The 19,591-nt window shown below is 54.8% G+C and carries 22 protein-coding genes and 1 pseudogene; 16 read left to right on the top strand and 7 right to left on the bottom strand.

The genetic code is table 11. The features are described from left to right. Nucleotides 1-18: 18 nt before the first annotated feature. The gene (locus VH413_06805) at nt 19-852 is read right to left on the bottom strand and encodes a NotI family restriction endonuclease (GenBank protein ID HEX3798396.1); all 834 of its coding nucleotides are present in this window, start codon (nt 850-852) and stop codon (nt 19-21) included. Nucleotides 853-996: 144 nt separating this feature from the next. On the opposite strand from VH413_06805, the gene VH413_06800 reads away from it, so the two are divergent. From VH413_06800 to VH413_06785, 4 genes are all read left to right on the top strand, one after another. Continuing rightward, nucleotides 997-2,040, top strand: coding sequence for a DNA adenine methylase (locus tag VH413_06800; protein HEX3798395.1), 1,044 nt, complete (start codon nt 997-999; stop codon nt 2,038-2,040). A 179-nt stretch (nt 2,041-2,219) separates the two neighbouring features. Next, nucleotides 2,220-2,492: a hypothetical protein gene (locus VH413_06795; GenBank protein HEX3798394.1), complete on the top strand. Its 273-nt coding sequence runs from the start codon at nt 2,220-2,222 to the stop codon at nt 2,490-2,492. Between the two features lie 361 nt (nt 2,493-2,853). Further along, a complete protein-coding gene (locus VH413_06790; protein ID HEX3798393.1) occupies nt 2,854-3,219 on the top strand; it encodes a VOC family protein in 366 nt (121 codons plus the stop codon). Between the two features lie 463 nt (nt 3,220-3,682). Continuing rightward, a complete protein-coding gene (locus VH413_06785; GenBank protein ID HEX3798392.1) occupies nt 3,683-4,465 on the top strand; it encodes a VPDSG-CTERM sorting domain-containing protein in 783 nt (260 codons plus the stop codon). A 454-nt stretch (nt 4,466-4,919) separates the two neighbouring features. Here the strand turns inward: VH413_06785 and VH413_06780 are convergent, their stop codons facing one another. Both VH413_06780 and VH413_06775 read right to left on the bottom strand, forming a co-directional pair. Then, nucleotides 4,920-5,435 (bottom strand): GNAT family N-acetyltransferase, encoded by a 516-nt coding sequence (locus VH413_06780; GenBank protein ID HEX3798391.1) that lies wholly within the window; start codon nt 5,433-5,435, stop codon nt 4,920-4,922. Next, a complete protein-coding gene (locus VH413_06775) occupies nt 5,428-5,712 on the bottom strand; it encodes a DUF1778 domain-containing protein (protein HEX3798390.1) in 285 nt (94 codons plus the stop codon). The genes VH413_06780 and VH413_06775 overlap by 8 nt, the downstream gene beginning before the upstream one ends. A gap of 694 nt (nt 5,713-6,406) precedes the next feature. On the opposite strand from VH413_06775, the gene VH413_06770 reads away from it, so the two are divergent. From VH413_06770 to yidC, 10 genes are all read left to right on the top strand, one after another. Next, nucleotides 6,407-7,162 (top strand): 3-oxoacyl-ACP reductase family protein, encoded by a 756-nt coding sequence (locus VH413_06770; protein HEX3798389.1) that lies wholly within the window; start codon nt 6,407-6,409, stop codon nt 7,160-7,162. A gap of 221 nt (nt 7,163-7,383) precedes the next feature. Continuing rightward, nucleotides 7,384-8,634 carry a threonine ammonia-lyase gene (gene ilvA / locus VH413_06765; GenBank protein ID HEX3798388.1) on the top strand — a complete coding sequence of 417 codons (1,251 nt, stop codon included), beginning with the start codon at nt 7,384-7,386 and terminating at the stop codon, nt 8,632-8,634. A gap of 63 nt (nt 8,635-8,697) precedes the next feature. Continuing rightward, nucleotides 8,698-9,933 (top strand): FAD-dependent oxidoreductase, encoded by a 1,236-nt coding sequence (locus tag VH413_06760; GenBank protein HEX3798387.1) that lies wholly within the window; start codon nt 8,698-8,700, stop codon nt 9,931-9,933. A 223-nt stretch (nt 9,934-10,156) separates the two neighbouring features. Then, on the top strand, nt 10,157-11,161 hold the full coding sequence (locus VH413_06755; GenBank protein HEX3798386.1) for a DUF4097 family beta strand repeat-containing protein: 1,005 nt from the start codon (nt 10,157-10,159) through the stop codon (nt 11,159-11,161). Nucleotides 11,162-11,560: 399 nt separating this feature from the next. Then, the gene (locus tag VH413_06750; GenBank protein HEX3798385.1) at nt 11,561-11,839 is read left to right on the top strand and encodes a hypothetical protein; all 279 of its coding nucleotides are present in this window, start codon (nt 11,561-11,563) and stop codon (nt 11,837-11,839) included. Nucleotides 11,840-11,917: 78 nt separating this feature from the next. Further along, entirely contained in the window at nt 11,918-12,523 is a 606-nt protein-coding gene (locus tag VH413_06745; GenBank protein HEX3798384.1) for a hypothetical protein, read from the top strand. Between the two features lie 289 nt (nt 12,524-12,812). Then, complete coding sequence (rpmH, locus tag VH413_06740) at nt 12,813-12,950, top strand: 50S ribosomal protein L34 (protein HEX3798383.1); 138 nt, start codon at nt 12,813-12,815, stop codon at nt 12,948-12,950. A gap of 11 nt (nt 12,951-12,961) precedes the next feature. Next, on the top strand, nt 12,962-13,336 hold the full coding sequence (gene rnpA, locus VH413_06735; GenBank protein HEX3798382.1) for a ribonuclease P protein component: 375 nt from the start codon (nt 12,962-12,964) through the stop codon (nt 13,334-13,336). Further along, nucleotides 13,333-13,665 (top strand): membrane protein insertion efficiency factor YidD, encoded by a 333-nt coding sequence (gene yidD, locus VH413_06730; GenBank protein HEX3798381.1) that lies wholly within the window; start codon nt 13,333-13,335, stop codon nt 13,663-13,665. The genes rnpA and yidD overlap by 4 nt, the downstream gene beginning before the upstream one ends. An 11-nt stretch (nt 13,666-13,676) precedes the next feature. Continuing rightward, nucleotides 13,677-15,521, top strand: coding sequence for a membrane protein insertase YidC (gene yidC, locus VH413_06725; GenBank protein ID HEX3798380.1), 1,845 nt, complete (start codon nt 13,677-13,679; stop codon nt 15,519-15,521). A 100-nt stretch (nt 15,522-15,621) separates the two neighbouring features. On the opposite strand, the pseudogene VH413_06720 reads toward yidC, so the two are convergent. Continuing rightward, nucleotides 15,622-15,845 (bottom strand): annotated as a pseudogene (locus tag VH413_06720) (DUF433 domain-containing protein). A gap of 182 nt (nt 15,846-16,027) precedes the next feature. Here VH413_06720 and VH413_06715 point away from each other — a divergent pair. Next, nucleotides 16,028-16,660, top strand: a complete 633-nt coding sequence (locus tag VH413_06715; protein ID HEX3798379.1) for a DedA family protein — start codon at nt 16,028-16,030, stop codon at nt 16,658-16,660. Nucleotides 16,661-16,669: 9 nt separating this feature from the next. On the opposite strand, the gene VH413_06710 is transcribed toward VH413_06715, so the two are convergent. Continuing rightward, complete coding sequence (locus VH413_06710; GenBank protein ID HEX3798378.1) at nt 16,670-17,089, bottom strand: EamA family transporter; 420 nt, start codon at nt 17,087-17,089, stop codon at nt 16,670-16,672. A 93-nt stretch (nt 17,090-17,182) separates the two neighbouring features. On the opposite strand from VH413_06710, the gene VH413_06705 reads away from it, so the two are divergent. Further along, nucleotides 17,183-17,617 carry a hypothetical protein gene (locus VH413_06705; GenBank protein ID HEX3798377.1) on the top strand — a complete coding sequence of 145 codons (435 nt, stop codon included), beginning with the start codon at nt 17,183-17,185 and terminating at the stop codon, nt 17,615-17,617. A gap of 38 nt (nt 17,618-17,655) precedes the next feature. Here VH413_06705 and VH413_06700 read toward each other — a convergent pair whose 3' ends face one another. Together VH413_06700 and VH413_06695 are read right to left on the bottom strand one after the other, a co-directional pair. Then, nucleotides 17,656-18,648 carry a hypothetical protein gene (locus VH413_06700; GenBank protein HEX3798376.1) on the bottom strand — a complete coding sequence of 331 codons (993 nt, stop codon included), beginning with the start codon at nt 18,646-18,648 and terminating at the stop codon, nt 17,656-17,658. 6 nt (nt 18,649-18,654) lie between these two features. Next, nucleotides 18,655-19,551 carry a FecR family protein gene (locus tag VH413_06695; GenBank protein ID HEX3798375.1) on the bottom strand — a complete coding sequence of 299 codons (897 nt, stop codon included), beginning with the start codon at nt 19,549-19,551 and terminating at the stop codon, nt 18,655-18,657. Nucleotides 19,552-19,591 lie beyond the last annotated feature (40 nt).

The raw sequence follows: 19,591 nt of genomic DNA, 5'->3' as shown, positions 1-19,591 counted from the left end.
TGAATGATGCTGGCAAAGCTAAATGTCAATCGCCGTTATTGGCCGTTGCTTCCTCGTCATCGCGGCGTAAACATCATTGAGGATTTCCATTTGTTTTGGCGGAACTCCCTCGCGTAAAGCTACCTCAACGTCTGCCCATTCGGTGCAGTAAAATTCTGCGGGGCTCATGCTGAACCGTGCGCCCTTATCCCGGCGTTTGAAATCGTAAAGCACCCACGTCACCTCACTGTTCTCGATGTCAGGAACGCGTTTCATTTTGGGAAGCGCCTTGAAAAACTGTTGGTCTACCGCAACAAAGAATTTTTTGCCCCAGCGACGAAAAACTGGTACTTTGAGATTGAGTTGGTAGATTAGGCGCTTGCGGCTAGAAAGCCAATCCATACCCCTTTGCTCGTGAGGTGGGATGCCCGTGTTGAGGAATTCATGGAACATCGGATAATAGGAATTCCCAGACACATAAACTGCTTGGACTTCGAGAGCGCAGAAATCAGCAGGCTTTCCATCTTCACCGAGCAAACCGATAATGTAGTCGACTTTGCCTGCCTTTTTGCCATTTTCCTTTCGTAAAATCCGTAACTCGGGACGGATAACAATCTTTCGTCCGGTGCCAAACGCAGCCCTCGCGACATCTACAAACATCTGACCGTTCTGAACAAAACGGATCGGGCAAACAGGGGTGCCGATTTGAGAGTCGCCGAACATGCAGACACCCAAAGGGTCAGATTTACTGACCTTGGTGCAAGGCATTCCAGGCAACTGAAAGGGACATGGTTTCTCCACCCGTGAAGCAATTGCTTCCGGACTCTTGTCTTCCACGGAGTAGCCGAAAACTTCCGTAATTTTGAAAGCCATGCAATTATTTTCAACAGTCCCGTCACAAGAGCGAGCCTAAAGCTTCGAAAGTCACAGCGGTATGGCCAATAATTGAGATGTAACACGGATAATAGCCCTGTTACAGGGTTGACTCCGGGCAGTTGATGTACTAGATTTCGTCGCATGGGCCGCTCTTCAACTACCTTTCCTAGGAAATGGACCTCGGGCAAAACTACCGTTATCCGGGTACCAGCTCGGATGGCGAATGATCTTCTAGACATCGCCCACCATCTCGACGCGGCGGGCAGTTTCTGTGTTCGAGAGGAACCCAATGGCTTGTTTTTGGAAGCCGCTCCGCAACGCCGGGTTCGCTATACTTCAGACCAGCCCATCAACGTCGCGAGTGTTCCGCAGCGGAGCCCATTTCGATACCCTGGCGGCAAGACTTGGTTCATTCCGTATCTTCGGGACTGGCTTCAGAGCAAATCGAAATTGCCGACTCGCTTCATAGAGCCATTTGCCGGCGGCGGCATTGTAAGTCTCACAGTGGCGTTTGAACGTTTGGCGAAACATGTAGTCTTCGCTGAGCTTGATTCCGGAGTAGCAGCTGTTTGGCGTGTTGTGTTAAACGGACATGCAGAGTGGCTCGCGAATGAGATCCTAGGCTTTGAACTCTCAATAGAGAATGTTCGCAGAGTTCTTGACGCATCAATTGAATCAGTTCGCGAAAAAGCGTTTCAGACGATTCTACGCAATCGTGTTCAACGCGGTGGAATTATGGCTGCTGGAGCGGGTCTGGTCAAAGCGGGCGAAAATGGTCGAGGACTTATGTCCCGGTGGTATCCTGAAACGCTTGCGCGTCGGATTCGGGAAATAAATCACCTTAAAGATCGACTAACATTTGTAGAGGGTGACGGATTCGTTCTCCTTGAAGAACAGAGAGCTGACAAAGATGCGGTCTTTTTTATTGACCCACCATACACACTCGCGGCGCGGCGTCTCTACACAAAATGGCAGATTGACCATCGCCGATTATTTGCGGCAATGCGAGTCTGCAAGGGCGATTTCCTCATGACCTACGACAACACTCCCGAAGTCGCGATACTCGCCGCAGAGTTTGGATTTCAGGCCAAACCCATTGCGATGAAAAACACACACCATGCGAAAATGACCGAACTATTAATCGGACGCGACTTGAGTTGGTTTAATTCTGCGTCAGATTACTAAATCCAACTGATGAGGGGAAAACCAGCAAGCAAGGATGACCATTTACCAATTCCAAGTAGGATGCGATTAAAATTCATCGCCGATTTTTTCCAAAAGGTTAATCGTTTTGTCGCTTACCATTTCGGTTTTCGAGGACACGATACTTAATCGACAAAACCATCGCCACGTACGAAAAAAATATGAACCCAAAAATCGCACTCAACCACATCCTTTCAGGCTCATTGATCCTCGCGATTTTTTACCGCCTTCGCGGTCACGACATTCTCACCGGCGTAGCCTTAGTGCTTCCATTGCTTTACGTGATTACCCACGTGGTTATCACCCTCAACCATCGCCTCCGAGGATCATCATCCAGTGGTGGAGGTTCACCGCCGCCAACTCCGCCATCCTTGACGCCACCCTCACGACCAACCGGAACGCCACCCGAGATTTATTGCGAGCACACCGCCTAACGCGTCGCGAGAGCTTGAATTGCGCGCATCCGCGGACTGCCCCGTGATACGGCGGCGCTGCCGCGCCGCCGGTGGAGCATTCGTACGCCAGCAAAGGTGCTCCGTGCCGGGCAGTTCAGCCCTGCCGTTTTTGGGGGCAGTGTCAAGTTGCGCCCGTTGAGCGCATCCCAGTTTCTTGCAACCCGGAGGGTTGCTGGATCTTACCGGGAATAACATCCCCGGAACGACCTCCAAACAAAATAATCCGTCCCGGCAGGGACGGCGGACCTCACCACAAATATAAGGTGCGGCTGGAAACTTGAATGCGTTGAAGAACATTCACTATTGCACCGCGGAGTGATTATTGGAAACATTACCCTCCATGCGTCTTTCCCATATCAATATCAGCATGCCCAGGGGCAGCGAAGACCTTGCCCGTTCGTTCTACACCGGGCAGCTTGGCTTGCGGGAAATTCCCAAACCCGAGCCGCTTCGAGTTCGCGGCGGCGTATGGTTTGACGCCGGCGGACTTGATATTCATCTCTCAGTCGAGGAGCAACCTTTTGGACCAGACGCGCAACGGCACTTCGGCCTTGAGTGTGCCGATGTGGATAAATTGAGAGCCAATCTGAAGACTGCCGGCGTGGAAACTGCCGATGGCCGTCCAGCGCCTTGGAAACGCTTCTTCGTACGCGATCCCTTTGGCAACCGCATTGAGATTCATGAAGCCGGCGCACTGCGAGCCTGATCTGATAAATCGCCATCCCCTCATTCTTCAGATAGAACATTGATAGAAATGCTCTAAGTTTACGCATTCAAAACCACCGTTCGTTAAGAAATGAATCGTCGGAATTCATTACGATTTTCCACGCCCAAATATAACCCGCTTATTTGCAGTATTTTAATTGAGAATTAAGCGCAAAAACCCGCGTCAAATCGTCGGGAACTCTTACAAATTAAGTTTCATTGATGTAACTCGTCCCGGCTTTAAAAGCAGAAAACGACCGGTGTTACTCACTAATAATCACCACCTTAGAATCACAAAAATTTTCTTCACCGATCGCTGGCGTCATTTATGCTCAAGACTTTCCGTTTCCTAAACGCAACTGTGGCTATTTGATTAGAGGGGGAGTTTGCGTTTGAGGAACGGGCAAACTTTAAAATGTCCGACCGCATAACCGAAAGCTAAACCAAACCAAGATACCCATATAATGAAGCATCCATTCAAAAACACGCTGACGCCTCTGGTGGCGGGCATTTCCATCGTATTAGGCGGTTCGTCCACTTACGCCCAAACCCTCCTCGTTGATCGCGGCCTGCCCACGGATAATGTTAATTTGCCCGACCCCAATCCCGACCGCAGCAACGTCGCCTGGGCTGACAATGAGCCCGCCGGCACACTCCCCTTCGCCCCCGGCGATAGCTTCTCGCTCAACACCGCGGCGACCGTGACCGACATCCGGGTTTGGGAAGTCGGCGGCGGTCAAAGTCCTGTGACCCTGTTAGGCGGAATTTCCGGCTCCCCCATCGGAGTCATCAGCACTGGCGTCACGGCCACCCCCGTCACCTATGCGAACGGCCAGGGTTATCTGTCGCAGATCGGCACGAGTCTTCCCATTCTCCAGTTGGATTTCACCGTCGCTCTCTCCCTGACTGCGGGACAGACGTTCGATTTCTTCCTGGCCAATACCCTGCCCGGTTCGACTCAGAGTCCTTTCATCGCCGCCTCCAACGCCGCCCTCAGCGGTTCGCCGCAGGACGGCTCCGACGGCACATTCCTGTTCTATGATCCCAACACCGGAACCGTTGACACCTGGGATACCGGCACCGGCGACGGCACCTACGATCCCGGCTTCGCTGGCTGGGACAAAAACTCTGACGCCAACGTGCAAGTGTTCGGCGTCTCCGCGCCCGATGGCGGCAGCACCATGCTCCTTCTCAGTTCCGGCTTCACCGGCCTCGCCTTCCTGCGCCGCCGCCTGAACCGCGCTTAATTATCCTTAATCAAAAAAACGCGCAGAGCCCCTCCGCTCTGCGCGTTTTTTATTTTTGAAGCAGCCTCGCCTCCAAATCCTGCGTCCTCCTTAGAGCATTGACAGAAATGATGTAGCGGTGTGAAGCGAGGATTTTTGACTTTTGGCGAGGCTTTGGCGAAGGAACAGACCCGCAGCGGCCCGTGACTGAGCCGAAACGAAGCCAAAGCCAAAAAGACCGCTTCCCTTCATGGCGCCCCACACCGCTGCATCATTTTGTGGAAATGCTCCAGCCCCCCAATCTTCTCCCTCTCCACCGCCGCTCGCGGGGGAGAGGGCCGGGGAGAGGTGGTACCACTGAAAACTTGAAACCTCTATCCCATACCCAACCCCTCGCGAGTCCTCATTTCCCAATTTTCATTTTTAATTTTAAATTTTTAATTTACAAAACTTGAAACTGAAACCCTCGTCGCCATCAACCGCCCCTTGTCCCCAGCGCCTCCCGAATCGTTTTCACCGGCAAAAATAATTCCAGCTCATTGGATGGCATCGCGACGAATCCAAATTGTTCATAGTAACTTTTTGCGTCTCCATCCTTCGCATCCACAAACAGTCCAATCCCTCCCGCCGAATCGAAAATCTCCATGAACTTCCCCATCGCCGCCACCAGCAATATTTTTCCAATCCCTTGCCGTTGATTTTCTTTGGCCACCGCCAGCCGCCCCAGCCTGACACCCGCCACGTCGCGCGGCAGTTTTTTCGCCTCTCCCACCGTCAGCGATTCCGATTTGATCTGGCAAATGTTAAGTGAGAAAAAACCGAGAATGGGTTTGGGCGCGGACTCGGTTTTCTCCACCAAAACAAACGTGCGTGAAATTCCCCGCTCCGCGTGTTGACGGGCCGTTTGTTTGAGAAACAAATTAAGCGGCTCGCTTCCGCAATCGAACCCCTCCCGGTCATGCGACTTCGCGAGCAGTTCGATCTTACGCACGCACCGCGCCTTTGAACGCCTTTACCGCCGCCTTGAGCCGCTTGTTGGGTTTCGGCGGATGATCCAGCAGCGCCAGCACTTTGCGCGCGTCCTTCTGCGAAAGCCGGATGACCGATTCCCGCTCAATGACCCGCTGCGCTTCCACATAAGCTGTTTGGACCACAAACTGATTCACCGTCGCGCCCAAAAGCTCCGACGCCTGCTCCAGCGTGTCCCGCACCTTGTCAGAAACCCGGGCCGTAATCCTTTTTCGAGATTCTTCAATGACTTCCGCCATGCCTGAATGGTGCCATTTTGGCACCAGCTTGTCAAGCCCGGCGATTACAGCAGATCACGGCGGGCGTATTTGCGCACTACCCCCAAATGACAAGCTGACGCTGATGCGCCGCCGAAATCCCACAGGAACAACCGACAATCCAAGACACGGTAAGGCGGAGTTGCTGCTCCGCCGTCCGAAGCCCCGCAGGGACAACCGACATCCCGGCGCACGGTAGGTCTGCGCTGCCGCTCCACCATCCGAAGTCCCGCAGGGACGACAGATCTTAGCCCAGCAATTTATTGCTGGGTTTGCCTCCGTTCCAAACCAAGTCCCGCAGGGACGAAAGAATTTTCCTCTTGGAACCAACCCTCACCCACTCGCCCAACGCTTCTCATTAACCCCCAACTTCAGTTGGGGGACTCCTCACCAAAACAACTCCTCTATATCGAGCGCAGCGAGGCGAGCCCAAGCGAGCATCTCCATTCTGCACATTATTTAAAATTTAGATACCAGCCGAGCGGCGTTGCCAATCAGCCCATCCTCATTTTCAACAAATCAAGAACCTGCGCATAACCAGAGTCCTTCGTCATGAACCAAACAAAAATCCAAACTCTTTGACAATCCTTCAACATGAACGATTCTTCGCTCGCGAACGATTTGTTCTGCAATTAAATAACCAAACCAAATTAGAAAAAAGCCACACCTGCCATCTATGAGCACTAACCACGAAGAAAAATTGACCGGTAAAACCGCCCTCGTCACCGGCGGCTCTCGCGGCATCGGCGCCGCCATCGCCAAACGTCTCGCCGCCGACGGCGCGAGCGTAGCCATCACCTATTCCAAAGGCGCGGACGCCGCCGCCTCCATCGTCAAAGCCATCGAAAGCGCCGGCGGAAAAGCCCTCGCCATCCAGGCCGACGCCTCCAACGCCCAGGCCGTCAAAGCCGCCGTGGAAAAAACCGCCGCCACCTTTGGTGGACTCGACGTGCTCGTCAACAACGCCGGCACCGCCATGCCCAAGCCTTTTGAAGAAACGCCCCTTGAAGAAATGGACCTCTTGATCGCCATCAACATCCGCGGCGTCATGGTCGCCACCCAGGCCGCCCTCAAGCACATGAAAAGCGGCGGACGCATCATCATGATCGGCTCCTGCGTCGGCGAACGCGTCGTCGCGCCCGGCCTCGTCGCCTACTCCGCCACCAAAGGCGCCGTCAAAATGTTTTCCCAGGGATTGTCCCGCGAAGTCGGCGCCCGCGGCATCACCGTCAACAACGTCCAACCCGGCCCCATTGACACCGACCTCAACCCCGCCTCCGGCGATTGGGCCACGCCTCAGAAAGCCGCCACCGCCCTCAACCGCTACGGAAAAGTTGAAGAAGTCGCCGCCCTCGTCGCTTTCATCGCCAGCCCCGAGTCCGCCTACATCACCGGAGCGAACCTCACCGTGGACGGCGGCACCAATGCGTGATCGCATGATCAATCAGTTTGCCCTCCCGCAGACCGGCTTGACTTCGTTTGGCGCAAGACCTATCTAAAAGGCAGATGTTCAACTTAGCGTCATTCCGAATGAGCCCGGCGGTCATTATTCGCCCCTGCTTGGGGCTGGGATAGACGCGCGCCGATTCACCGCAACTCTCGATTCCAAACCCCGGGCTGATCGCTCGGGGTTTTTTATTTGCCAACCATCGTATGAAAAATCAAACCACCGCCGCCGTTTCGCTTTCCGAAATCGTTGCCGCCCGCGCGCGCCTCAATGGCGCGATCAACTACACCCAGTGCCCCGAGTCCGCCGCCCTGAGCGAATTGACCGGTGCCCGCATCTTTTGCAAACAGGAATACCTCCAGCGCACCGGCAGCTTCAAGGAACGCGGCGCCCGCAACGCCCTCGCCCAACTCACCCCCGACCAGGCGCGCAAAGGCGTCATCGCCGCCTCGGCGGGAAATCACGCGCTGGGATTGGCCTGGCACGGACGCTTGCTGAACATCTCCGTCACGGTGGTCATGCCACGTTTTGCTCCGCTGGTGAAAGTTGCGCGCTGCCGCCAGTTCGGCGCCACGGTCATCCTCCACGGAGACACCTTCGACGAAGCCCGCAAGGAAGCCGGCCGCCTGGCCAAAGCCGGCCAACTCGCCTACATCCATCCCTTCGACGATCCGCAAGTCATCATCGGACAGGGAACTCTTGCGTTTGAAATTCTCGAACAAGTTCCCGATGCGGAAGCCATCATCGTGCCCGTCGGCGGCGGCGGATTGCTGGCCGGCGTCGCTACCGTTTTTCATGCGCTCAAACCCGATTTGCAAATCATCGGCGTCGAGCCCGCCCGCGCCGCGTGTTTTGCCGCCGGCCTCGCGGCGGAAGCTCCCGTGCCCGTCGCCACTCGATTCACCCTTGCCGATGGTTTGGCCGTCGCGGAAGCTGGCCAGCTTGCCCTCACCATCGCCCGGCCCTTGGTTCATCGCATGGTGCAAGTCCAGGAAGAAACCCTCGCCCTCGCCATGCTGCGTTTGGCCGAACTCGAAAAGTGCATTATCGAAGGCGCCGGTGCGGCCGGGTTGGCCGCGCTGCTCAGCGGCCATTTGCCTGAACTGAAAAACCGCCGCGTCGTCCTGCTGCTCACCGGTGGCAACATTGACCCCTTGGCCCACAGTCGCGTGATCGAACGCGGCTTGGCGGCTGACGGTCGCATCTACCAATTCGACGTCCTGCTCACCGACCGCCCCGGTGGCCTCATGCATCTTTCCACCGTGCTCGCCAATGCCGGCGCAAACGTCACCGAGATCGTCCACAACCGGACCTTCGCCGGCCCGGACCTTTCGCGCGTTCACGTGCTCTGCACCGTCGAAACCCGCGACCGCGCGCACATCACGGAAATCCAGCAACGCCTCGCCGAAAATGGCGTGGAAATCTTCCACGAAGAACGCTCTTTGAGATTGCCTTAAAAATCTCCAGCTATCGTCCCCATTTGAATTTTACAAATGACGAACTTATGCTTCGTTACTCAAATGAACGCCACTGACCAGCCACCACCATCCGACCGCGCCAACTGCTGTGTCGTCGGCGGCGGCCCTGCTGGCGTAATGCTCGGTTTCCTCCTCGCGCGCGCCGGCGTGGACGTTCTCGTCGTGGAAAAGCACAAGGATTTCTTCCGCGATTTTCGCGGCGATACCATCCACCCCTCCACGCTGGAATTACTCTACGAACTCGGCTTGCTCGACGAATTCCTTCGCCTGCCGCATCAGGAATTGCGCGAAGTAACCGCACACTTCGGCCCCGAGATCGTCCACATGGCCGACTTCACCCATTTGCCCACCCATTGCAAATTCATCGCCTTCATGCCCCAATGGGATTTTCTAAACTTCCTCAGCACGCACGCAAAAAAATATCCCAACTTCCGTCTCCGCATGGAAACCGAAGTGACCGATCTGATCTTCGAGCAGGAACGCGTCGTCGGCGTGAAAGCCAACACTCCCCAGGGCGCTCTCGAAATCCGTGCCGACTTGGTGGTCGGCGCGGATGGCCGCAGTTCCACCACCCGCGAACGCGCGGGCCTTGAAGTCATTGATCTCGGCGCGCCCATTGATGCTCTCTGGTTCCGTCTTCCCAAACGCCCAAACGATCCCGCGCAAGCCTTCGGATTCGTTGGCGTCGGCCAATTCATGGTCCTCCTTGACCGCGCCGATTATTGGCAATGCGCCTACGTCATCCGCAAAGGCTCGTTCGACGAAAAACGCGCACGCGGCCTGCCTGCCTTCCGCGATGAAGTCGCCCGCTGCGCCGCCTTTCTCAAGGATCGCATGGACGAATTGAAGCAATGGGATGATGTGAAACTTCTAAACGTCAAAGTGGATCACCTCCGCTCATGGCATCGCGAAGGCCTGCTTTGCATCGGCGATTCCGCCCACGCCATGTCTCCCGTCGGCGGCGTGGGCATCAACCTCGCCATCCAGGACGCCGTCGCCACCGCGAATCTGCTGGCCGCAAAATTAAAATCCCATTCCGTCACGTCCACCGACCTTCAAGCCGTGCAAAACCGCCGTGGACGCCCCGCCCGCCTGACCCAGCGCGCGCAAATATTTTTGCACCAACATCTCCTCGAACCGATTTTCAACTCCACCGAAATCATTCCCCCGCCGCTGCCCATGCGGCTCTTCGAGAAATATCCCCGCCTGCGAAGAATTCCCGCCCGCATGGTCGGCATCGGCTTCCGCCCGGAACATATTCGCCAAGCGGGTAAATAATCGTCGCTTCTTGTATTGCGGCCAACCCGTTCAAGCGGAGACGAAAACCCGTCTTGTCCCGGGGAGCGCACGCGCCCTCGCGTGCAGTGGCTGGCGCCCTCGCCGGCCACATCTTTATTTCTTCCCAGTCCGATAATACCCAAACTGTGCTGCACCAATTCATCTCGACATCCCTCTTGTTTTGAACCAAAGTTTCGCAGGATCAAGGGACATCTATCACCGTATGAAAAAAATCATCGCTGCCATTTTCTGCCTCGGATTCCTCACCGCAATCCCGCCTGCGTTCGCGGCGGATACCTTCACTGAAAAGACCATCACCAAAACTTTCACCGTGCAACCCGGCGGCGATCTCAATGTGGACACCGACCAGGGCGACATCGAAGTCGTCACCGCCAGCCAGAACACCGTGGATATCACCGTTGAGCGCGAACTTGCTCACGGCGGCAAGAGCGACCTCGAAAAAGCGTTGAAACGCCAGAAAGTCGTTTTCAGCCAGGACAACAACACCATCCGCCTCGAAGCCACCACCGCGAAAGCCTCGCACGGATTATTTTCGTCCGCCCCGCCCGGGTTGGACGTCCACATTCGCGTCATCGTTCCGCGCCGTTTCAATGCCACCCTCAGCACTGCCGGCGGCGATGTGACCGTCTCCAATCTTCAAGGCACACTTGACGCCCGCACTTCCGGCGGCGACCTCACCTTCACCAAAATCCAGGGCCCCGTCGAAGGCCACACCTCCGGCGGCAATGTCAAAGCCTTCGCCTGCTCCGATAAATTGACCCTCCAAACCTCCGGCGGAAACATCGTCATCAAAGATTACACCGGCCCCTCCGCGCAAGGCGATACCTCCGGCGGAAACATAGACGTCACCCATTGCGAAGGCCGGTTGCAGGTCAAAACCTCCGGCGGCAACATCAACATCGAAGGCTTCGCCGGCCCCTCCGCCTACGCCGATACCTCAGGCGGCTCCATCAACGTCGGCCTGGCCAAAGAACCGACCGGCGATTGCTGGTTCAGCACCAGCGGCGGAAACATCACCGCGCGCCTCCCCGGAGACGCCGCCCTGACCCTCCACGCCCTCACCGAAGGCGGAGCCGTGAACACCAGCCTGCCCGTGACCGTCCTCGGCAAACAAAAAGACGGCCACCTCGAAGGCAAAATCAACGGCGGCGGCCCCAACCTCGCCCTGAAAACCAGCGGCGGAAATATTCAGTTGTTGAAGCTTTAGAGCACAACCATTAAATCTAAAAAATGCAAAATGTGTAAAATTCATCCATTTGTGTAATAATATGCGACACTTTTACTAAATATTTATACCTTTTGCATGTTACATATATTTAATACAAATCAATATTACTTAAATGTTTGCATTATTAATTTGCATTATATGACTAATGGTATGAAGTTCGCTTGTGAGAAGTGTGAGAAAAATCACAAAAAAAAACGTGTCAAACCTCTTGACAATGAGGTTTTCATGTGAAGACTCTTACTCGCTTATGTTCGCGAACCATGTGATCTTTAATACGGAAAATGAATCGTTTTTTAGCGTCACGTCATAAGTTTGCTTTAACCGTGTCATAAGTAAGAATAATAACCAACAAACAAACAACCGAATCGGAGGAGTCTTATGAGCGAACAAACCATAGTAGTAGAAGAACTACAAGCCGCTGCTTCGCCTACGTCCGGCGCGAGATTTGGCACCGCCGGAGATAATCGCCTCGCCGAATTATATAATTCTGTCGGTGCAATTGATACTGAAAAGAAAATCGCAGTTTTGAAAATGAATCTCCCGGGTGAATATCATATTTACGCGATGGGCGGACAAGTTAATGAAGAGATGCGCCTTGCCTGTTTCGAATATAAATTCCTAGAAAAAGAAGGATTGATCGAACTGGATCTTGCCTAAAGAATTCGAAAGAAAATTCAAAAGCCCATAATTGCCTCGACAAAGATGTAATTATGGGCTTTTTTATTGCCCAACACCATGCCTATTAATCCCGAAAAATCCGCTGATAATATTTTTCAAGAATCTTTTTCAGCGTTAATGGCTCATACCATACGTGGCGTCACAAGGCACTTCTTAAAAAATGGAATCGAACTCGATGTTCGTATTTTAGTGGATCGTAGTGGACTTGCATCGGCAGGCGGAAGCAAGGCTCCAAGTATTATTATTATTGAGCCATCCAACATAAAAGGAGTAGCTGGTGGCACAACAAAAATTAATCGCGTAAAAGCATCTATTTTCATTCATAAAAATGCAAACAAACATCTAGCAAGAATTTGCATCGCTCACGAAATGTATCACCTTTTGCTTGAGTTAGAAGCATACATTACATCTGACCGCAAAACATGGGCCGCTATTCCGGTAAGTAGAGCGGTTGAAGAAGCCTGCAATATTTTTGCATGGCAACTTTGTCGCGCCCACGATAAATTCAACAAGGATGAAGCGTCTCGCGAAAAGCATGTATATTTCCCGGAGCATACATTCGATGCCCCTTTAAAAACCAGCAGCACCGATAATTGCCCAGAATGGCCACGAGGCATTTCGCTCGACCCCGACAATACCTTTCATGGCAAAACTGGGATGTAAGCAATTAAAGACACGCCTCTTTAAAAAGTCTTAAAAGTCCTATTGCCGATAGGTTGCTCGTTAGCAAGTGTTTTTATACAAACGAGAGAGGTCATCTGTTGGGCCAGCCCCTTTATTACCGGGAATGTAATGATTTTCATTTCTAAACACTGGCGAAGCTAAATTTACCGCCCCTAATTCCCTCGCTTGACACCCCCGTTTTCATTGGTATCCTCTCGCGTTCCGTGAATAGCGGAGTGTCGGAACGTCGCTGCATCGTCGTGGCGGGGCACATTAATTTAAATCGAATATGAAACGTCAATATCAACCGTCCAAGATTCGCCGCAAACGGCAGCACGGATTCCTCAATCGCAACTCCTCCAAGAGCGGCAAGGCCACCCTCGCCAATCGCCGCCGCGAAGGCCGCAAGCGCTTGACCCCGGTATAACCCGTTCACCTGTGGCCGCTGACGCTCCGCAGGCCCGTTGTCTCTTCGGGCGGCGCATGCGCCTCAAGCAGGCCCGGGATTTCGCGCGAGTGCGCCGGGAGGGACGCCGGATGGCCTGCGGTTGTTTCATCGCGAACTGGCAGGTATTACCGCCCGGCTCGGCCATGCATCTGGGCGTGATCACGGCGAAAAAGTTCGGCAACGCCGTCGCCCGCGCCCGCGCGCGCCGTCTGTTGCGGGAGGTGTTTCGCCTGCACCAGCACGATTTCGTGCAGCCGGTGGATCTGGTTCTGGTTGCGCAACCGCCATTGTTGGGCAAGGGTATGCCGGTGGTGGAGGAAGCATTCATGGCGATGTTGCGGAAGGCTCGGTTATTGAAACAGTGAATTGGGCTCAACACATTCTGGTTTTCGGCTTGCGCGCCTATCAACGCGTGCTCTCGCCGATGCTCACCCGTCTCGTCGGCCCGCTCGGCCAATGCCGCTACACCCCCACCTGTTCCCAATACGCCATCGAAGCCATCCAATCTCACGGCGCGATCAAGGGCGCTGCCCTCGCGGCTTGGCGGATTCTGCGCTGCGGTCCGTGGGGCCGTTGCGGACACGACCCCGTGCCGCCGCGCAAATCCAAAAAACAAAATTTTTCCGTTTCGCCCTTCAATGACGCGCTGTTTCCCTCCGGGCGCGAAATCGGCAAGGGCCACGCACGCCGTTAGAAATCAATTTCATGGACCGCAAATCAATTCTCATTCTCGTCGCCTGCTTCGGACTCATTCTTTCGTGGCAATACATGTTGCAAAAGAAGTACCCCGCGATGAACCACCCGCACCCCGCAACGAACAGCATCGCGAACACCACGGCCAGCAACGCCGTCTCTTTCAGCGCTGACACCAACCAAGCCGTCGCCCCATCCCCCGCGCTCTCCCCCGGTCGGCCCGGTGGAAATTTCATCGTGCGTAACGATGTCCCCGAAGAATTGCTCGTCATCACCAATGACAATGCCCGCTACATCTTCACCTCGCGCGGCGGCGGCCTCAAGGAAGTCCAGTTGTTGCACTACCCCGAGACCGTCAGTTCCGTCCGTAAAAAAAATAAAACCACGAATCAACTCGCCACGCTCAACGGCCCCGATGTTCTTCCGACTTACGCCATTCTCGGTGATGAATCGTTGCAAGGCGATGGCAACTATAAACTGACGCTCGTTCCCAACGGCGTGCAGGCGGTGAAGGGTTTGTCGAACGGCTTGGTCATCATCAAGGATTTTCAACTCAGCACGAATTATTTGCTCACCACCTCCGTGCGTTTTCAAAATGATTCCAAGCTACCGATCGTCGTCCCGCCGCAGCAATGGGTCGCCGGTACCGCCACGCCCATGGACCCGCGCGACAACGGCATGGCCCAAACGGTTTATTGGTATAACGGCAAAGCCAAGCCGGTCATGTTGAGTTATTTCAACACCAATACTTCCTCGTTCATGGGCCTCGTCTCGCGCACGCCCGCGAAGGAATTTGTCGCCGGCAGCAATGACGTTTCTTGGGTTTCCGCGCAAAATCAATTTTTCACGCTGCTGACCATGCCGCACGCGCCGGCGGAGTCCGTGGTCGTTCACATGATTGATTTGCCGCCGCCCACGCCCGAGGAACTTCAGGCTGACCCCGCCACCATTCGCAATCCCAAAGCCCTTCAAGCCACGCTCGTTTATCCCGGCGCACATCTCGATCCCGGCCAGGCGCTCACGAATCAATTCACCCTCTTCGCCGGTCCCAAGGAATATCAGACCCTCGCCAACCTCGGCGCGCGTTTCAATAACGACGCCGACCTCATCATGAACTTCGGTTTCTTCGGCCCCGTCTCGAAGGCGCTGCTCGTCACGATGAACTGGCTGCATTTCTCCGCCGGCCTGGCCTACGGCATCATCATCATCCTCATCACCATCGTCATCAAATTGCTTTTCTGGCCGCTCACGCAGGCCAGCATGCGCTCCGCCAAACGCATGCAGGTGCTCCAGCCCCAGCTCAAGGCGCTCCAGGAAAAATACAAGGACGACCCGCAAAAATTCACCGCCAAGCAATGGGAATTTTATAAGAAAAATAAAGTCAACCCCATGAGCGGCTGCCTGCCCGCGCTGTTGCAGATTCCCGTGTTCATCGGTTTTTATTCCATGCTCCGCACCGCCATTGAACTTCGCGGTGCGCCCTTTTTGTGGATCGGTGATTTGTCGAAGCCCGACACCGTTTTCTCGCTCCCCCTCCCACTCCATTATCTCGGTTACAGTGACGGTTTTCTGCCGCTCAACCCCATGCCGCTGATCATGGCGGGAGCGTTGCTCTGGCAGGCCAGCCTCACGCCGCCCGCGCCCAGCATGGATGCCTCGCAACAGAAAATCATGAAATACATGCCGCTGATGATGCTGGTGTTCATGTACAATCTTTCGTCCGGCCTCGCGCTTTACTGGACCGTGAGCAATCTTCTCACCGTCCTCCAAACCAAACTCACGCGCGCCCAAGTGGACCCGATCGTTGCGAATGCCACCAAAACCACCGTCTCCGTCGCGCCGCAAAAGAAGAAATAATAAGTCTCAAGTTTTCAGCAGGAAACTGAAAACTTTTTTTCGACGCGCAGGACGGTGACAACCAGGTGGCAGTCGCAAGTCCACAAAAAAGCGCACGCGTTTAAGTGCTCACAACCACCGGGTAATTAACCTGTTCAGCAGCAAACTCAGGCACGCGCGAATATCTTCCGGTTCGAGAAATGCGTAATCTCGAAGAATCTCAGCCTCCAATACCCCCGCTGCCAGCATATCCAACACATCCTTCACCCGGATACGATAGTGGCGAATACAAGGCCGCCCGCCGCATTGCTCCGGGTCGAAGGTGATGCGATCCGTATATTTCATCGCCACACCTTAATCCTTACTTTCACTCCACTCAAGTAAAGCTTTCGCAACCCATACGCACCATTATTGATAATTCACCGTTCCAAAAATCCGTGTTTTCATCCGTGGCTAAGATTTTTTGTCAGCGCGTCACCTTAGCAATGTAACTTGCCCGCGGGCGGTTTTCCCGCTAATCACTTGAGATGTTCAAGTCTTTGCTCGATTGGTACACGAATGCGCTTCAGACCGGCGGCTTGCCGCTGGTCGGTCTGATGATGGCGATGGAAAGCACCATCGTCCCGCTGCCCAGCGAAGTTATTATTCCGCCGGCCGCGCATTTGGCGTACACGCATGCGAACGGAAATCTTTCCATCGCGGGCATCATTATCGTGGGGACGCTGGGCTCGTGGATTGGCGCGGCGATCATGTATTGGACGGCGCGCGTGGCGGGGCGTCCGCTGGTGCTGCGCTACGGACGTTACGCGATGATTTCGCCGGAGAAAGTGGAAGGCGCGGAGCGTTGGGCCACGCACTTTGGTTCGATGGGAGTTTTTATTTCGCGTTTGCTGCCGGTGGTGCGGCATCTTATCGGCATTCCGGCGGGAATCGTACGGATGGATTTTCGGTGGTATTCACTTTTCACTTTGCTTGGCTCGGGAATCTGGTGCTGCGTGCTGTGCTGGCTGGGCGTCAAGATGGGGCAGGACGAACAACTGATGAAGGGTGAATACCGGCACATGGTGATGTGGGTGGGAGCGATTGTGCTCGCGCTCGGCGCGGTCTATTATTTCTTCGTCCATCGCCACATGAAAAAAATTCCGGCGGCGGCGAAGTGATTTGCGAATTTATCGCCACGCGAGAATGATCGCGCCGCTCACGATCAGCGCGCCGCCGAAGAGATGTTGCCAGCCGAGTTTTTCGTGCAGCACGAGCGCGGCGAGAATGATGGCAAAGACCACGCTGAGTTTGTCCACCGGCGCGACGCGTGAGGCCTCGCCCAGTTGAAGCGCGCGAAAATAGCAGAGCCACGAAAGTCCCGTCGCAAGCCCGGAGAGCACCAGAAAAATCCAGGCGCGGCGGGAAATTTCCGTCAGCGTGAAACGCGTTTGCAGCGCAAAGACAATCGCCCAACTGAACACGAGTACCACTGTTGTGCGAATGGCGGTGGCAAGATTGGAGTCAATGCCCTCGACACCTTTTTTGGCGAGCACGGCGGTGACACCCGCGAAGAAGGCGGAGAGCACTGCCCAGAAAACCCAGTTCATCATAAGCGAATTATACTTGCCGTTTGTTGATTGTGTGCGACAGAAAAGGAGACACCGATCATTTTTTAATTTAAGGATTCAATTTCACCGCCAATGAGCAAGTTATCGTTGATGATCATCTTTGCCGCTATCGTCCTCGCGATTTATTTGGCGCCGAGTCATGTGATCGTTGAACCGATTGAGAAGACCGTGCGATCAGACTTTATTGGCATCGCTGAGGCCATCGAACAATATTCCATCGTGACTGACAGCCAAATCGACGAATCGGTTATCACCAACAATCATTTATTATATAAACGATTGAGCCATTTGAAAGTGAATGATTCATTCATTGATTTTGTCGCGACTGGAAACGGGATTTGGCATCAAAAGGAACAATTCACGGATCTATGGGGAGAACCTTATCATCTTGAAATTGTTTCTCAAACCAACGCTCACGGGCGCATGCAAGCCCAACTTCGCATCTGGAGCATTCACAAACAAAAAATAATTGGTTGTACCAATTTTTTGGATGGCATGTGGCGATGAATCTTACCAACGACAAAATTGCCGGAGTACGCTGATTTCTAAAACCTAATCGTAAAATTCAACCCGCCGCCGGCATCGAACTGGTGATATTCCGCGTCGAGGACGCTGGAGTTGCGCACGTCGTAACCGACATAAGCCCGCGCGCTGACGTAATTGCCGATGAAATAATACAGGCCGAGGCCGACGGAATTTTCGTAGTCCTCGCGGTTCTCGCCGGTGAAATGCGTGTAGCGAAACGTGTAGTAGGGCTGGAGAATAAAATCGGAGGTCACGCCGTACGAGTAAGTGGCGAGCAGCACCTGGTCGAGCCGGTCGGCAAATCCCGAGTCGGGAAGTTGAAAGACGCTGGAATTTCCAAAGTGATAGTAGCCTTGATAACCCAGGGAAAATGCCTGATGCCGGCCGGTGCTGAAAATCCGGGTCGCTTCCCAGCGCGGAACATACTCGGAATAAAATTGCCGGTACGCTGACGTGGTGAGCAATCGGTTGTAATCAAAGCCCGCGCCGAAGATCCAATTCTTGTAACTCCACCGTTCCTCGGCGAATACGGTTTGGACATTGAAATCGAACGCATTGAGGTTGAGGCCGTGGCTGTCGTATTGCAGGAAATCGAACCATTGCTCACGAAAACCGACGCGCGGCGCGGATTGTCCATTGCCTAATGGAGACGGCGTGGGCGCGAGGGAAAACTGCGCGCTGCTCACCAGCACGCCGGCAGGCAGGCGCACGTTGTGATCGAGAAAGGCGTTGTCGCTATAATAATATTGGACGTCGGCGACGCCTTCAAAAAGTGTGCGCGGCGATTTCGTGCTGAGAACAGATTGCGGGCCAATGTCGTCGGCCTCGTGCGGATAAAGTTCGGGCGCGAGTGAGTCCTTGTCGTAAAGCGATTCGCCGGCCTGATCAAGGTCGCGATGCTGCTGGGTGGTGTTGAGCTGGTCAAGCGCGGCGGGAGATTGCGCCCACGCCGCCGCGCTGGCGGAAATCAGCAGGGACGCGGCAATGGTTTTTCGAAGGATAGATAATCTCATGCGCGCTCAGGGACCGAAAGGTGGCTGGAGTTGGAACGAGCGCGGAACCTCATGTTGAAAAGGATTGTTCGACGGCTGGCCATCAATCGTCGGGCCAAGCGTCGGCGCGGGCGCCATTCCCGGGATGTTGGGATCTCCACCGCTGGGGGCGGAATGGGGGCCGAAATTCAGCGTGGGTGGATTGTGAAGAAATTTGTCCGCGGGTTTGCCGGTATCCACCACTGTGCCGGATTTCAAACGAATGTCCTGATCGTGAATGACGATCTCGATGAGCGGAAGCGACGGCAGGGGATGGCTGAAACCATTGACGAGCGCGGAGCCGTTGACGAGTTTTCCGAGATTGATGTTGAGCAGCGGGCCGAAGCCGGTGTGGTCCGGCAGAACATAAATCATTTGCCCGGCTTTGACGGTGATGGTTTCACCATTGGCAAGCGTCACGTGACCGGTGCCTTCGAGCAGGATGACTTTGAAGCCGTTGTGATCGCCGGGATGTTCGACCGCCGTGGTGGCGACGATGAGCGTGGTTCCGCTCACGGCGGCGGAAGCGCCTCCGCTTTTGATCGTGCCGCCGCCGCGCCCGGTCGGCGAATGAAAAAGAATGCTGCCTTGCGCGAGATCCACTTCACGGCCAACGGGAGCAAAGGAAAAAACCGTGTTCGCGCCGACGCGGGTGAGCGTCTGGTCCGGCGCGGTCAATTCCGCGCGTGAAGCAACGCCGGTGCGGATGAGGTTGGGCGCCTTGAAAATCCCGTTGAGCTTCGCGGGGGCGGCATTTTTATCGGAGGCATTGATGACCTCGACGGAGCGCACGACGTCCGTGAACGTGCTTTCAGTCAGCGGGACCGCCGCGAGCGGCAGCCGCGAAGCCAGCAGCACCATGCCTATCAGTAATCTCGTATTCACCAGAGCGCGACCCTCGCCGAGGGCGGCATACTTTCGCCGT

It is taken from the genome of Verrucomicrobiia bacterium (assembly GCA_036268055.1).
In the GTDB taxonomy this organism is placed as follows: domain Bacteria; phylum Verrucomicrobiota; class Verrucomicrobiia; order Limisphaerales; family Pedosphaeraceae; genus DATAUW01.
Note: the sequence above shows the minus strand (reverse complement) of the source record. Positions and strands in the feature narration are given on the sequence as shown.

Excerpts from the sequence above, each read along its gene's own strand:
- VH413_06805 (HEX3798396.1), bottom strand. The coding sequence starts at position 852 with ATGGCTTTCAAAATTACGGAAGTTTTCGGCTACTCCGTGGAAGACAAG.
- VH413_06800 (HEX3798395.1), top strand. The coding sequence starts at position 997 with ATGGGCCGCTCTTCAACTACCTTTCCTAGGAAATGGACCTCGGGCAAA.
- VH413_06795 (HEX3798394.1), top strand. The coding sequence starts at position 2,220 with ATGAACCCAAAAATCGCACTCAACCACATCCTTTCAGGCTCATTGATC.
- VH413_06790 (HEX3798393.1), top strand. The coding sequence starts at position 2,854 with ATGCGTCTTTCCCATATCAATATCAGCATGCCCAGGGGCAGCGAAGAC.
- VH413_06785 (HEX3798392.1), top strand. The coding sequence starts at position 3,683 with ATGAAGCATCCATTCAAAAACACGCTGACGCCTCTGGTGGCGGGCATT.
- VH413_06775 (HEX3798390.1), bottom strand. The coding sequence starts at position 5,712 with ATGGCGGAAGTCATTGAAGAATCTCGAAAAAGGATTACGGCCCGGGTT.
- VH413_06770 (HEX3798389.1), top strand. The coding sequence starts at position 6,407 with ATGAGCACTAACCACGAAGAAAAATTGACCGGTAAAACCGCCCTCGTC.
- ilvA (HEX3798388.1), top strand. The coding sequence starts at position 7,384 with ATGAAAAATCAAACCACCGCCGCCGTTTCGCTTTCCGAAATCGTTGCC.
- VH413_06760 (HEX3798387.1), top strand. The coding sequence starts at position 8,698 with ATGAACGCCACTGACCAGCCACCACCATCCGACCGCGCCAACTGCTGT.
- VH413_06755 (HEX3798386.1), top strand. The coding sequence starts at position 10,157 with ATGAAAAAAATCATCGCTGCCATTTTCTGCCTCGGATTCCTCACCGCA.
- VH413_06750 (HEX3798385.1), top strand. The coding sequence starts at position 11,561 with ATGAGCGAACAAACCATAGTAGTAGAAGAACTACAAGCCGCTGCTTCG.
- VH413_06745 (HEX3798384.1), top strand. The coding sequence starts at position 11,918 with ATGCCTATTAATCCCGAAAAATCCGCTGATAATATTTTTCAAGAATCT.
- rpmH (HEX3798383.1), top strand. The coding sequence starts at position 12,813 with ATGAAACGTCAATATCAACCGTCCAAGATTCGCCGCAAACGGCAGCAC.
- yidC (HEX3798380.1), top strand. The coding sequence starts at position 13,677 with ATGGACCGCAAATCAATTCTCATTCTCGTCGCCTGCTTCGGACTCATT.
- VH413_06715 (HEX3798379.1), top strand. The coding sequence starts at position 16,028 with ATGTTCAAGTCTTTGCTCGATTGGTACACGAATGCGCTTCAGACCGGC.
- VH413_06710 (HEX3798378.1), bottom strand. The coding sequence starts at position 17,089 with ATGAACTGGGTTTTCTGGGCAGTGCTCTCCGCCTTCTTCGCGGGTGTC.
- VH413_06705 (HEX3798377.1), top strand. The coding sequence starts at position 17,183 with ATGAGCAAGTTATCGTTGATGATCATCTTTGCCGCTATCGTCCTCGCG.
- VH413_06700 (HEX3798376.1), bottom strand. The coding sequence starts at position 18,648 with ATGAGATTATCTATCCTTCGAAAAACCATTGCCGCGTCCCTGCTGATT.